Genomic DNA, 13958 nt, shown 5'->3' on the forward strand with positions numbered 1-13958 from the left:
GATGAAGCGTTATACGGTCGGGATCGACCTCGGCACGAGCAATACGGTCGTCGCATACGTCGAGGCCGGTTCCGACGCGATCCGCGTGTTCGACGTCGAGCAGCTGGTCGGCCCCGGCGCGGTGGCCGCGCAGCCGCTGCTGCCGTCGGTGCGCTATCACCCGGCGGCCGGCGAGCTCGCGGCGCACGCGTTGCGGTTGCCGTGGCAGGCGGCCGGCGCACGTGACGGCGGCGCGGGTGACGCGCTGCCGCCCGTGATCGGCCGCTATGCGCGCACGCTCGGCGCGCAGGTGCCGGGCCGGCTCGTCACCAGCGCGAAGAGCTGGCTGTCGCACGCGTCGGTCGACCGGCTCGCGGCGATCCTGCCGTGGGGCGCGGCCGACGGCGTCGACAAGGTGTCGCCGGTCGACGCGAGCGCGAGCTATCTCGCGCACGTGCGCGATGCGTGGGACGCGCGTTTTCCCGATGCGCCGCTCGCGAAGCAGGACGTGATCCTGACGGTGCCTGCGTCGTTCGACGACGGCGCGCGCGCACTGACGGTCGAGGCCGCACGGCGCGCGAAGCTGCCCGCGCTGCGGCTGCTGGAAGAGCCGCAGGCCGCGTTCTACGACTGGCTGTACGGCCAGCGCGACACGCTGCGCGACACGTTCGCCGCCGCGCGGCGCGTGCTGATCTGCGACGTCGGCGGCGGCACGACCGACCTCACGCTCGTCGATGTCGCGCCGGGCGACGACGGCGAGCCGACTTTCACGCGTGTCGGCGTCGGCAACCACCTGATGCTCGGCGGCGACAACATGGATCTCGCGCTCGCGCGCCTGGTCGAGTCGCGGCTGACCGAGCCCGGCACGCGGCTGTCCGCCGCGAGCCTGTCGCAGCTCGTCGAGCGTTGCCGCGCCGCGAAGGAGCGGCTGCTCGGCGACGATGCACCCGAATCCGTCAACGTCACGCTGCTCGGCGCGGGCAGCAAGCTCGTCGGCGGCGCGCGTTCGGCCGAGCTGACGCGGCAGGAAGTCGAGCAGATTGTCGTCGAAGGGTTCTTCCCGCAGGTCGAAGCCGGCGAGTTGCCGCGCCGTGCGCGCGCCGCGATCGTCGAATTCGGGCTGCCGTATGCGAGCGACGCGGCCGTCACGCGGCACGTCGCCGCGTTCCTGAATCGTCATGCGGAAGGCCCGCTGCCCGACACGCTGCTGCTCAACGGCGGCGTGTTCCGCGCGGGCGCGCTCGCCGGCCGTCTCGCGCAGACGCTCGGCGCGTGGCGCGGCGCGCCGCTCGACGTGCTGCACAACGCGCATCCGGATGTGGCGGTCGCGCGCGGTGCGGTGGCCTACGGGCTCGCGCGCGCCGGGCATGCGCCGCGCATCGGCGGCGGTTCCGCGCGCAGCTATTTCCTCGTGCTCGACGACGGTGCGGAAGGTGCCGCCGCGCGTGGCGTTTGCCTGCTGCCGCGCGGCGCGGAGGAGGGGCACGAGATCCGGCTCGACGATCGCACGTTCGCGCTGCAACTCGGGCAGCCGGTGCGTTTCCACCTCGTGTCGACGGTGGCCGACACCGCATACCGGCCCGGCGACCTCGTCGAGCTCGACGGCGGCGATTTCGTGCGGCTGCCGCCGATCGCGACGGTCGTCGAGCGGCGGGCGGGCAGCGATGCACGCGAAACGCCGGTGAAGCTCACCGCGTCGCTGACCGAGGTCGGCACGCTCGAAATGCACTGCATCGCGACCGACGATGCGTCGCGCCGCTGGCGGCTCGAATTCCAGTTGCGCGGCGATGCGCCCGCGCAGGGCGACGACGCTGCGCTCGCGCGGCATCCGCGTCTCGACCAGGCGATCGAATTGATCGAGCGCTCGTTTGGCAGCAAGGCCGCCGGCGTCACGCCGAAAGACACGCGCCGGCTGCGCGCGCAGCTCGAACAGGTGCTCGGCCCGCGCGAAGAGTGGGACGTCGCGCTCGCGCGCGAACTGTTCGATGCGTTGCTGGCGCGGGCGCGGCGGCGCCGGCGCTCGGCCGATCACGAACGCGCGTGGCTGAACCTCGCCGGCTATTGCCTGCGCCCGGGCTTCGGCCATCCGCTCGATGCATGGCGCATCGAGCAGCTGTGGCCGCTGTTCGACGACGGTATTCAATATGTGAACGACGGCCAGGTGTGGTCGGAGTGGTGGACGCTGTGGCGGCGCGTGGCCGGCGGCCTCGACGACGATGCGCAGACGCAGGTGCGCGACGCGATCGCGTTCCTCGAACCGTCCGACGACAAGCGGCGCAAGCTGCCGTTCGATCCGGGCAAGGTCGGCCCGGCCGACATGACGCGGCTGTCCGCTTCGCTCGAACGGTTGCCCGTCGAGCGCAAGGTCGAGCTGGCCGAGCGCCTGATCGCGCAATTGCAGAAGCCGGCCGAGCGTGCGCTGTGTGCGTGGGCGCTCGGGCGCATCGGCGCGCGGCGGCCGTTCTATGGCAGCGCGCACAGCGTCGTGCCGGCGGAAGTCGCCAAAGGCTGGCTCGATGCGCTGTTCGCGCTCGACTGGAAGCAGGTCGAGCCGGCCGCGTTCGCGGCCGCGCAGATTGCCCGGATGACGGGCGACCGTTCACGCGACTTGCCGGACGATACGCGCGACGCGGTGATCAAGCGCCTGTCCGCCGCGAATGCGTCGGCCGCATGGATCGACATGGTGCGCGAAGTGATCGCGTTCGACGAAGCCGACACGGCGCGCGTGTTCGGCGAAACGCTGCCGGCCGGGTTGAAGCTGCTGGCCGGGTGAGCGGCGCCGCGGGCGCCGGTATCGTTCGGACGCCGGAGCATTCCGCAGCGTTGCCGATGCGGGCCGACACTCGCCGATTCAACGCCCTTCGAACGAAAAAACGGCAGCCGTTGCATCGCATCGGCAGCCGTTTGCGCTTTATGAGCCTGCCGGTCAGATTTGCGGCGTCGTCTCGCGTGGCGATGCGGTTGATTCCACGGCGATCGCATCCGGCGCGGCCGCCCGCCGCGCAAGATGAATCCCCGCGAGCATGCAGCGCACCGATCCGCCGGCCAGTTCGATCGTCGGCACGTCGAGCGGCAGTAACCGCGCGGAGCGCTCGATCGTCGCGCGCTGGTCAAGTGTGAGGCAATCGAACGCCCGCCGCGACAGCGCAAGCACACGCCCGTTTCTTCCCGACAATTCCAGCGTATTGCCCGCGAAGTTCGCGATCTGCGACTGATCGAGCGCGATCACCGCGCGACCCGTTTCAGTCAGGCGTTGCGCGATCTCGGCACGACGCCGGCTGTCGGCGATCAGGTCGAGGCCCACCATCGCGAACTCGGTCGCGACGCTCATCATCACGTTCGTGTGATAGATCGGCCGCCCGTCGGCATCGGCCGTATCGAAGCAGATCGGCTCGAAATTGAAGTGCGTGCAGAAGCGTTCGAGCGCGACCGGATCGGCGCGGCGCGAACGCGCGGTGTATGCGATCCGTGCGACGTGATCGAGCACCATCGCGCCGGTGCCTTCGAGGAACACGTCGTCGTATTCGAGGCCCGAATAGTCGATCACGTCCTGCACGCGGTACTCGGCCTTCAGCATCTCGATCACGTCCGCGCGCCGCTCGCGGCGGCGGTTCGGGCTCGCCATCGGATACAGCGCGACGTGGCCGCCCGGGTGCGTCGAGAACCAGTTGTTCGGGAACACGGAATCGGGCGTGTCGCGCTCGCCGTGATCGTCGAACACATGCACGCGCACGCCCGCATCGGCGAGCATCTGCGCGGCGGCCGTGACTTCGTCGCGCGCGGCGGCCGACACGCCGGATTGCGGGCCGCCCGCACTGCCGCCGGCCGTGCGCTGGAATGCGTTGTCGGCCGCGGTCTGCGGGTTCGGCAGGAAGCGGTGCGGCCGGATCATCACGACGGCGGCCGGCGCCTGGATCGATACGAGGTTCATGAAAGACGGGAGCGAAGGCAGGAAAGCGGGCGGCGAGCCGGCCGCCCGCGGATGACGGTCAGCGCGCGAGCGCGACGACGGCTTCGGTCACGTACGCCGCGTGACCTTGCGCGATCGCGGCCGGGTCGTCGATCAGCGCGAACAGGTTCTTCGGGTCGACGGCCGGCGGAATCAGCGCGATCTCGACGCCCGCGTTGTGCTGCTGCGCGAGCGCATACAGGTAGCGCAGCGCCGAGTAGTCTTCCAGCGCGAAGCCGACCGAGTCGAACACCGTGACTTCGTCCGCGCGTTCGCGGCCGGTCGTCTCGTGCTGCAGCACGCGCCACAGCTCGGTGACGGGGAAGTCGGCCGGCATCTGCTGGATCTCGCCTTCGATGCGCGACTGCGGCTCGAATTCGACGAACACGCGGCCCGCATGCAGCACGCCCGCCTCGAGTTCGGTCTTGCCGGGGCAATCGCCGCCGACGGCGTTCACGTGCATGCCGGGCTCGATCATGTCGGTCGTGACGATCGTCGCGTACGCCTTGTCGGCGGTGACGGTCGTCACGATGTCGGCGCCGCGCACCGCGTCGGCGGTCGACGCGGCACGCACGACGCGCAGTTCAGGGTACGCGGCGAGGTTCCGCACGAGCTTGTCGGTCGCGTGCGGATCGACGTCGAACACGCGGATTTCGTCGATGCCGAGCAGCGTGTGAAACGCGATCGCCTGGAATTCGCTCTGCGCGCCGTTGCCGATCAGCGCCATCGTGCGCGAATCGGGGCGGGCGAGGACTTGCGCGGCGAGCACCGACGTCGCGGCCGTGCGCAGCGCGGTGGTCAGCGTCAGTTCGGCGAGCAGCAGCGGGTAGCCGGTATCGACTTCGGCCAGCGCGCCGAACGCCATCACCGTGTGCATGCCGCGCGCGGCGTTGACGGGGTGGCCGTTCACGTACTTGAACGCGAACAGCGACGCGTTCGCGACGGGCATCAGTTCGATCACGCCGTCGCGCGAGTGGCACGCGACGCGCGGCGACTTGTCGAAGTCGGCCCAGTGCAGGTAATCGGCGCGCAGCGTGTCGACGAGTTCGCGCAGGAACGTCGTGACGCCGGTTTGGGCGATCAGTCGCGCGGTGGCGGGAACGTCGAGGAAGCGGGTCATCGGTCTGTCTCCATATTCAGTGCCGGTACGGGTGTCCTGGCGCTCGGGTCGACCGGGCGGTGTTTCGGCGCGGGTCCGGGCCTTGTGGAAAGCGGCGGCGCGGCGTGTTCAGCCGGTCAATGGAGTCATTATTTCCGCGAGTCGAGCCAACAAAAAGACGGCAAAAGTGGCAGATTTATCGATAGACTTGGCAAAATGCCAGCCAGATCCGGCAGTTTGTTCGGTTCGCATGGATCGAAATGCACGACGTCCGGCATGCTGGCGGCCGGCTCACGCTCAACAGGAAGGCCCGTTCATGATCACGCTCGACGACGTTGACCGACAGCTCATCGCGCTGCTGCGCGACAACGCGCGACTGCCCGTCGTCGCGCTGGCGAAGGAACTGCGCGTCGCGCGCGCGACCGTGCAGAACCGGCTGACGCGGCTGGAGAAGAACGGCGTGATCGTCGGCTATACGGTGCGGCTCAAGCCGGCGGCGGAGCGGCACCGCATTCGCGCGCTGATGTCGATCGCCGTACAGGGCAATCGCGGCGCGGAAGTGGTGAAGGTGCTGCGCGGGCATCCGAACGTTGCGTCGATCCACAGCACCAACGGGCGCTGGGATCTCGTCGCCGAACTGCATGCGGATTCGCTCGAGCACTTCGATCGCGTGCTCGGTGCGATCCGGCTGATCGACGGGATCGCGAGTACCGAGACGAGTATTTTGCTGTCGACGCACAAGGCGTGACGCGGGTATCCCGGCGACGCCACGGCGGCCGTACGAAAGGGCGGCCCGGCGCGAAGTGCGCGGCCGGGCGTCGTTTCCGTTGCGATCGCAGCCATTGCATACATGGCGTTTACCCGGGCCCGATTCCGTCGTAATACGAGCCAGTCGATTTCCGCAGAACGGGAATCGTTTCATCCGCCCGGAGTGTGGAATGCGGCGTACCGAGCGGCAACCGGGATATTCAACCCTTCCGGCTTTTCATTCGGCGATATTCTCGGGAATTACACTAATCCGCATCACAAAGTCAAAACTTGGGCCCGCTTGAACTGGTTCGGCATGCTAATCTGAATCGGCAATAAAAAAACGCATGAATGACGGGGTCGACAAGATGACACAGGTCACACAGGATGCCGGAAGGCGGGGGGAATGTGCGCAAGACGCCCGGATGCCGCATGCCGCGGAGGCGGAAGGGGCGTCGGAGCCGATCAATCTGGTCGAACTGGGCGCTCGCGTGTGCTCGGTGACCGTGCTGGGCCTGTTTGCCTATCTGGCTTATCTACCGTGGCGCCAGAATCCGGGCCGGATCACGTTGATCCTGCTGCTGGTCTCCGCGGCACTGACCGTGGGATTGTCGGCATTCGCGAAATTGCCGAAGCGGCGCGACTGGCATCCGGTCGCGGTGTGCTTTTCCGTTGGCGGCTCGTTCTACTGCCTCGCCTATCAACTGGACGCCAGTACCCAACTGATTCCCGAGTGGGCCGGCGCAACTTTGCAATTTTGCGGGATTGCGTGCCAGCTGTGCGCGAAACTGTCACTGGGGCGCTCGTTCGGTCTGCTGCCCGCCAATCGCGGGGTCGTTTCGGTCGGTGCGTACCGGTTCGTGCGTCACCCGATCTATGCGTCCTACCTGTTGTCCGAAATCGGTTTCCTGCTCGCCAACTACAGCGCGCGAAACGTGTTCATGATCACCACCTGGATGCTGCTGCAGATCGGGCGGATCAGTCTCGAGGAAAGGGTGTTGTCGGAAGATGCGGATTATCGTGCGTACAAGGAGAAGGTGCGGTACCGGCTGATTCCGGGCGTGTTTTGACGCGCAGGCCGGGCGCGCGCCATGCGCGTCCCCGATGACGCAGATGGGCACGCGATGTCGCGCCGCGATCGGGCCGATCCCGTGTCGAGGTGCAGGTATCGCCACAGGTCAGGCGCGGGCCGCCGGCTCCGGAAACACCGGCTCGCCCAGCGTCAGCATCAACCGGTTCGCCCACGCGAAGATCGCGACCGCGTGCGACAGGTCGAGAATCTCCTCATGCGTCAGCCCTTCGGCTTCCAGCGCCGCGATGTCGGTCGTGTCGACCGTATCGGGCCGCTCCGTCAGCGCGATCGCATAGCGGACGATCGCGCGTTCGCGCGCCGTCGTGCCGGCCGTGGCCGGATCGTCGAACACCTGCTCGATCGCGTCGGTGCGTTTCGCGAGCTGCGCGAAGCGCTGCGCATGCACCGACGCGCAATACACGCAGCCGTTCACGCGCGACACGGCCGTGCTTGCCAGTTCGCGCTCCGCGCGCGACAGCCCGCCCGGGCCGTACATGATCGCGTTGAATACGCCGGAACGTTGCCGCAGGATCTCGGGCAAGTGGACGAGCAGCAGGTAATAGTCGGACGTCTTCGCTTGCGGATGGCTCGCATCGAGCACCGCAAGCTGATCGGGCGTCGCCGCATCGAGCGAAACCGTATCGAGCCACGCACGCCAGCCGAGCGTGTCGGACGTGAAGCCGTGAGTGGCCGTCGTCATGCGGCCTCCCGGGTGGCATGGGCCTGAAGCGCGCGCGCGGCAACGGCAACCCGCAACTGATATGCGACGAACGCGACGAGCTGCGACAGCGCGACGATCGCGGGCGTCGTGAGTCCGGCCGACTTCAGTGCGTCGAGATCGGACGGGCGCGCGTCGACGGGGGAGCGCGTCAGCAGGCGCGCATGCGCAAGGATCGCGCCGATGCGGCGGGGCAATGCGTCGAATGCATCGGCATCTGCCCGTGCGATATCGTCGGGCGTGCCGCCTGCGTCGATCAGTCGTGCCCGATAAGCATCGGCCAATGCGTGCGCGTTCGACGCGTGTGCGACATACCGTGCCGCGTGCAGTCGTTCGGCAAGCGAAAGATCGGGCAACGCGGGATCGAACAGCGCGGCTTCGCTCAGCCGCGTATGCAGCCGCACCTTGTCGCGCGCACGGCGCAGCGCGGCGACCGCATCGTCGGCGCGCAGGCCGGCGATCGCGTCGATCGTGTCCGGCGCATCGGCCGGCGTGATGGAGTCAGTCATCTTTCGGGTTCCCTTCGTCGTCAATGTGATCGATGGACGCGCGTTCACGCGTCGGCGTCGCGCCATTCGTCGCCTTGCAGCTCGGCGTTCGCATACGCGACGAGCGCGTCGTAGTGACGATCGCGGTCCGCGTCGAACAGCCGGCTCGCAATCCCGCGCGCGAGTCGCGCGGCGCCCGCGCTGATGGCCGGGATATCGCCGGACAGCTTGCCGTGGCTCAGGCTCGCCGCGTGGTTGAAGCAGTGGATGCGCGTGACGGCCGCGCATGCGCCGGGCTCGCGTTCCTGGAACGCGAACGCGGGGCCCAGATCGGGCGACTCGGCGAGTTCGTCGAGCCACGTGCCCGGTTCCGGTCGATAGCGATCCTTCCAGCGCCGCACCTGCGCGCCGAACGACGCGAATTCCGCGCGGGTCGTCCAGTCCGAATGGAAACCGGTCGCGAAGATCAGGAAGTCGACCGTATGGCGGCCGCGCGGCGTCGTCACGTCGAGGCCCCCCGCATGTTCGACGAGCGTCTCGATCGGGCTGCCTGCATGAAAATGTGCATGGTCGTGACGCGACACGCGCAGCACGCTGTCGCGCGGCGGCGGCGTCTGCGACGTCAGCGCGTAGTGCATGAAGCGCCACTTCGTCGCGTCGTCGAGATCGGCATAGCCGTGCACGAGGCCCGGGCTGCCGATGCCCGTCAGCTTGTTGATGCGCGGAATGTCCGCGCGGCGGAAGAACAGGTCGACGCGTGCGGCGCCGGCTTCGAGCGCGGTGCCCGCATTGTCGAACGCGGATGCGCCCGCGCCGACCACGCCGACACGCTTGCCCGCGAGCGCCGCGAAATCGATCGGCTCGGACGAATGCGCCCAGCGCGTGCGCGGCGCGCGTTGCGCGACGGGCGGCACGTACGGGCCGCCGAGGCCGTCGCGGCCGGTCGCGAGTACCACGTGCCGCGCGAGCAGCGTCCGGGCTTCATCGTGGCCGCGCACGTCGAGCGCGAGCAGGCCGTCGTCGCGCGGACGCAGCGCGACGAGCGTGGTGTCGTTGCGCACCGGCAGGTCGAGCACGCGCCGGTACCAGCGCAGGTAGTCCATCCATTGCGTGCGCGGAATCTTGTAGAGCGCGTCCCACGCGTCGCGGCCGTGTTGCGCTTCGAACCATGCGCGGAACGTCAGCGCGGGCAGCCCGAGCGCGGGCCCGGCGAGCTGCTTCGGCGAGCGCAGCGTGTCCATCCGCGCGAACGTGACCCACGGCCCTTCGTAGCCGGCCGGCGCGCGGTCGATCACGCACTGGTTGTCGATGCCGAGCAGGCGCAGTTCGGCGGACGCCGCGAGCCCGGCCATGCCGCCGCCGACGATCGCGACGTCGAGCACGCGCGTGCCGTCGGCTTCGCGCGGCGGCACCCATGACGGCGCGGGCAGGTCGAGCCAGCGCAGGTCTTGCGCGAGGCGCGCTTCGAGTGCATTCAATGCGGCGGGCGTCGTCATGCGGCCTCCGCGCGCGTACGGCGTGCACGCGTCGCGCGCACGGCACCGCGCGGCGTACGTTCGGTGCGCAGCCGGTCGCCGCGCAGCAGTGCGTCGTGCGCGGCGGCGTCGTGAAAGACCACGTCGTCGAGCAATGCGCGCGTCGTCCGGTGCAACGCATCGAGCAGTGCATCGACGGCCGCCGTGCGCGCCTTGCCGGCCGGCGTCGCGACGCCGAACGCGAACGGAATGTCGACGTCGAGCGGGCGCGCGACCACCCCGTCCACCGGCAGCGCGACGCCCGTCGCCGGATCGACGATGCCGATGCCGATGCCCGCGCGCGCGGCCATCACCGCATTCAGCGACGCATTGGTTTCGACGAACACGCGTGCATCGACACGCGCGGCCGCGAACGCCGCGTCGATGCGCTGGCGCAGCCGGTGCCGGTTCGCGACCGTCACGATGCGGCGGCGTGCGAGATCGCGCAGCGCGATGCGCGGCTGCGCCGCGAGCGGGTCGCCGGCGGGCAGCACGGCGACGCACGGCGTTTGCGCGATCCAGTGCACGTCGAGCCCCGCATGCGCCATCGGCAGCGTGACGACGCCGACATCGGCCGTGCCGGCCAGCACTTCGTGCACGACGTGCTCGGCCGATTCGCTGCGCAACTGGTAATGCGGCGCGTGGGCACCGTCGGGCAGTGCGGCGAGCGCGGCCGGCACGAGCGTGGCCGCGAGCGAAGGCGTCGCCGCGATGCGCACGGGTTCGGCCGTGTCGTCGCCGAGCGCCCGGGCGCGTGCCTCGATCGCGCGCAGGCCGACCAGCGAGCGTTCGACTTCCTCGTAGAGCAGGAACGCGCGCCGCGTCGGCGTGACGCGCGGGCCGTGCCGGTCGAACAGCGCGTAGCCGAGATCGGCTTCGAGCTCCTGGATCTGTCGCGTGACGGCCGGCTGCGAGCGGCCGAGCAGTTCGCCCGCGCCGGTCACGCTGCCGGCCGACATGACCGCGGAAAAGGCTTCGAGTTGATGCAGCTCCATGACGCGTTCCGATGATGCGATTTGCGCATTGTAGGAGCGCGATCATGCGCGATTCATATAATGATTTTTGCTATCGACAGCGCGAATCCTGCGAACGGCACGCGCGTCGCGAGCGCCGGTCGCGCGCGAGCGTGCGTCGGTTGCGACCGATGACATGAACGAAACGCCAATCGAATCAATGCGATGCGACGCGCGCCGCTGCATCGCGCGACGCGGGTGGGCGCAGCGCCGTTCGCGGGGCTCGTCCGCTTCGCGCCGCGCGCGATATCGATATGCGCAAAACTTCGTTGGATCGTCCTGAACCGGATGGTTACATGCCCTCACTCTTTTCGACTGACTGAAGCTGGGGGACGCATGAACGTTTCGGGGAACGACGCACGCGGCGCATGGCGGCGCGTGCTGGGCACGGTGGCGGCGCTCGCGGCCGCATGGGGCTTGTCGACGGGCGGCGCGCTCGCGGCCGGCGTGTCGGGCGAGCCGGTGGTGATCGGCGTGAGCGGGCCGCTCACGGGCCAGGACGCGCAGTACGGCGAACAATGGAAACGCGGCTTCGATCTCGCGCTCGACGAGATCAACGGCAGCGGCGGCATTCACGGCCGGCCGCTCGCGATCGACTTCCAGGACAGCCGCAGCGACCCGCGTCAGGCGGTGGCGATCGCGCAGAAGTTCGTCGCCGATCCGCGCATCGCGATCGAGCTGGGCGACTTCTCCAGCGCGACGTCGATGGCCGCGTCGCCGATCTACCAGCGCGGGCAACTGATCCAGTTCGGCTTCACGAACTCGCATCCGGACTTCACGAAGGGCGGCGACTACCTGTGGAGCACCGCGCTCAGCCAGGCCGAGGAACAGCCGCTGCTCGCGCGCTACGCGGTGAAGGAACTCGGCTTCAAGCGGATCGCGGTGCTGTACCTGAACACCGACTGGGGCCGCACCAGCAAGGACATCTTCGCGAAGGCGGTGACGGGGCTCGGCGCACAGGTCGTCGCGGCCGAAGGCTATCAGCCGACCGAAAAGGACTTCCGTTCGACGCTCGTACGGATCGGTGCAGCGAAGCCCGACTCGATCGTGCTGATCTCGTACTACGCGGACGGCGCGCAGATCGTGCGCCAGGCGCGCACGTCGGGCGTCACGCTGCCGATCGCGGCGGTCGGCTCCGTGTATTCGCCGAAATTCCTCGAACTGGGCGGCGCGGCCGTCGACGGCGTCTATACGGAATCGAACTTCTTTCCGGCCGAGCCGCGCCCCGAGGTGCAGGCGTTCGTGCAGCGCTATCGCGCGAAATTCCATGCCGATCCCGATTCTTTCGTCGCCCGCGCGTACGACGCGCTGATCCTGTCGGCCGAGGTGCTGCGCCGCTACGGCACCACGCGCCAGGCCGCGCACGATGGCTTCGCGAAGATCGCCGACGTGCCGAGCGTGATCTTCGGCAAGGTGCGCTTCGACCCGCAGACGCGCCGCGTCGCGGGCGCGCGCACCGTGTATCTCGTCGTGAAGCAGGGGCAGTGGGCGCTGTGGGACGGTGCGAAGCCGCAGCTCGCGGCGCGCTGAACCTGAACCGAATGCACGCAACGGACGCATCGTGATGGCTTCCTGGCTCGACTACACGCTCAACGGCCTCATCGTCGGCAACATCTACGCGCTGCTCGCGGTCGGGCTCGCGCTGATCTTCGGCGTGTCGCACCTGATCAACTTCGCGCACGGCTCGGTCTACATGGTCGGCGCGTTCATCGGCTGGCTGTGCCTGACGCGCTTCGGGCTGCCGCTGCCGGTCGCGCTCGCGGCGGTCGTCGTCGGCTGCGGCGCGCTCGGCGTCGCGATCGAGCGGATCGGGTTGCGGCCGCTGCGCCACGCGGCACGCATCGCGCCGCTGCTCGCGACGATCGGCATCAGCTTCATCCTCGACCAGCTCGCGCAGCTCGCGTTCGGCGCGGACCCGCGCGCGGTGCCGACGCCGCTGCCCGACTGGCATCTGCGGATCGCCGGCGCGACGCTCGGCTCGCTCGACCTGCTGATCGCGGGCATCGGCATCGCGGCGGCCGCGCTGCTGTACGGCTTCCTGCGCTTCACGCGGCTCGGCTGGGCCGTGCGCGCGACCGCGCAGGATCGCGACGCGGCGCTGCAGATGGGCGTCGACGTCGACCGCGTGAACCAGACCGTGTTCGCGATCGCGTGCGCGCTCGGCGGCGTGAGCGGGCTGCTGGTCGGCATGTACTACAACAGCATCGATCCGGCGATGGGCTTCCAGGCGACGCTGAAGGGCGTGGTCGCGCTGCTGATCGGCGGGCTCGGCAACGTGCCGGGCGCGATCGCCGGCAGCCTGCTGCTCGGTCTCGTCGAAAGCTACGGCGTCGCGCTGTTCGGCACCAGCTATCGCGACCTCTTCGCGTTCGGACTGCTGATCGTGTTTCTCGTGTGGCGGCCGAACGGGCTGTTCAGCGCGAACCGCGCGCTGCCGCCGGAGCCGATGACGGGTACCTTCCTCGCGGCCGTGAAAGCCGTGCGCGTGCCGCGCCCGCTGCTCGTCGGGCTGATCGCGCTGGCGGCAGTGCTGCCGTGGCTCGGTGCGTCGCCGTACGTGCTGCAGACACTGACCAACGCGTGGCTGTACGGGCTGCTCGCGCTGAGCCTCACGCTCGTCGCGGGCACGGTCGGGCAGATCTCGCTCGGCCATGCCGCGCTGCTCGTGATCGGTGCGTATGCGTCGGCGCTGCTGTCGTCGGATCTCGGCTGGTCGCCGGCCGTGACGATTCCGTGCGCGGGCGCGATCACCGCCGTGCTCGGCACGCTGCTCGTCTATCCGGCGTTCCGGCTGCGCGGGCACTACGTGTCGATCGCGACGCTCGGCATCGGCGAAGTGGTGAGCCTCGTGATCCTGAACTGGGACGGCCTGACGCGCGGCCCGCTCGGCATCACCGGCATCGCGCCGCTGCCGTGGGCGACCACCGCACGTGCCGCGTATTGGTTCACGTTCGCGGTGCTCGTCGTATTCGCGCTCGTGCAGGTCCGGCTGCTGCGCTCGCATCTCGGCCGCACGCTGCGCGCGGTGCGCGAGGACGACGTCGCCGCGCGCGCGCACGGCATCGCGCCGAACCGCTACAAGGCGATCGCGTTCGCGGTCGGCGGTGTCGCGGCCGGCGTGAGCGGCGGCATTGCCGCGCATCTGTACAGCTACATCAATCACCAGACCTTCGACTCGCAGGTGTCGATCCTCGCGCTGACGATGGTGATCCTCGGCGGGCTCGGCAACGTGCTCGGCGGCATCGCAGGCGCGATCGCGCTGATCGGGCTGCCCGAACTGTTTCGCTGGGCGGCCGACTACCGGATGCTGATCTATGGCCTCGTGCTGTTGCTGCTCGTCCGGTTCCGGCCGCAGGGCCTGCTCGGCACGGTGTGAGGA

At 69.2% G+C, this 13958-nt stretch carries 11 protein-coding genes; 5 read left to right on the plus strand and 6 right to left on the minus strand.

Annotated features, from left to right (window positions below; all coding sequences use genetic code 11):
• The first annotated feature begins 1 nt into the window (after position 1).
• Positions 2 to 2752, plus strand: a complete 2751-nt coding sequence (locus WJ16_RS22060) for an Hsp70 family protein (protein ID WP_069259214.1) — start codon at positions 2 to 4, stop codon at positions 2750 to 2752.
• Between the two features lie 153 nt (positions 2753 to 2905).
• Here WJ16_RS22060 and ctlX read toward each other — a convergent pair whose 3' ends face one another.
• Both ctlX and WJ16_RS22070 read right to left on the minus strand, forming a co-directional pair.
• Complete coding sequence (gene ctlX, locus WJ16_RS22065) at positions 2906 to 3910, minus strand: citrulline utilization hydrolase CtlX (RefSeq protein WP_069259215.1); 1005 nt, start codon at positions 3908 to 3910, stop codon at positions 2906 to 2908.
• Positions 3911 to 3968: 58 nt separating this feature from the next.
• A complete protein-coding gene (locus tag WJ16_RS22070; RefSeq protein ID WP_069259216.1) occupies positions 3969 to 5048 on the minus strand; it encodes an ornithine cyclodeaminase in 1080 nt (359 codons plus the stop codon).
• Positions 5049 to 5343: 295 nt separating this feature from the next.
• On the opposite strand from WJ16_RS22070, the gene WJ16_RS22075 reads away from it, so the two are divergent.
• Positions 5344 to 5775, plus strand: coding sequence for an Lrp/AsnC family transcriptional regulator (locus tag WJ16_RS22075; protein ID WP_006753967.1), 432 nt, complete (start codon positions 5344 to 5346; stop codon positions 5773 to 5775).
• A gap of 367 nt (positions 5776 to 6142) precedes the next feature.
• Positions 6143 to 6844 carry a methyltransferase family protein gene (locus WJ16_RS22080; protein WP_084636147.1) on the plus strand — a complete coding sequence of 234 codons (702 nt, stop codon included), beginning with the start codon at positions 6143 to 6145 and terminating at the stop codon, positions 6842 to 6844.
• Between the two features lie 108 nt (positions 6845 to 6952).
• On the opposite strand, the gene WJ16_RS22085 is transcribed toward WJ16_RS22080, so the two are convergent.
• The 4 genes from WJ16_RS22085 to WJ16_RS22100 are packed head-to-tail and all read right to left on the minus strand — an operon-like array spanning position 6953 to position 10561.
• The gene (locus WJ16_RS22085) at positions 6953 to 7546 is read right to left on the minus strand and encodes a peroxidase-related enzyme (protein ID WP_069259218.1); all 594 of its coding nucleotides are present in this window, start codon (positions 7544 to 7546) and stop codon (positions 6953 to 6955) included.
• Positions 7543 to 8073: a CMD domain-containing protein gene (locus WJ16_RS22090; RefSeq protein ID WP_069259219.1), complete on the minus strand. Its 531-nt coding sequence runs from the start codon at positions 8071 to 8073 to the stop codon at positions 7543 to 7545. The genes WJ16_RS22085 and WJ16_RS22090 overlap by 4 nt, the downstream gene beginning before the upstream one ends.
• A 44-nt stretch (positions 8074 to 8117) precedes the next feature.
• A complete protein-coding gene (locus WJ16_RS22095) occupies positions 8118 to 9548 on the minus strand; it encodes an NAD(P)-binding domain-containing protein (protein ID WP_069259220.1) in 1431 nt (476 codons plus the stop codon).
• Positions 9545 to 10561, minus strand: coding sequence for a LysR family transcriptional regulator (locus WJ16_RS22100; RefSeq protein ID WP_069259221.1), 1017 nt, complete (start codon positions 10559 to 10561; stop codon positions 9545 to 9547). The genes WJ16_RS22095 and WJ16_RS22100 overlap by 4 nt, the downstream gene beginning before the upstream one ends.
• Before the next feature lie 354 nt (positions 10562 to 10915).
• On the opposite strand from WJ16_RS22100, the gene WJ16_RS22105 reads away from it, so the two are divergent.
• Positions 10916 to 12109 carry an ABC transporter substrate-binding protein gene (locus tag WJ16_RS22105; protein ID WP_069259222.1) on the plus strand — a complete coding sequence of 398 codons (1194 nt, stop codon included), beginning with the start codon at positions 10916 to 10918 and terminating at the stop codon, positions 12107 to 12109.
• A gap of 34 nt (positions 12110 to 12143) precedes the next feature.
• On the plus strand, positions 12144 to 13955 hold the full coding sequence (locus WJ16_RS22110; RefSeq protein WP_069259223.1) for an ABC transporter permease: 1812 nt from the start codon (positions 12144 to 12146) through the stop codon (positions 13953 to 13955).
• Positions 13956 to 13958 lie beyond the last annotated feature (3 nt).

Origin of the sequence: Burkholderia metallica (assembly GCF_001718555.1) — a bacterium.
Classification (GTDB): domain Bacteria; phylum Pseudomonadota; class Gammaproteobacteria; order Burkholderiales; family Burkholderiaceae; genus Burkholderia; species Burkholderia metallica.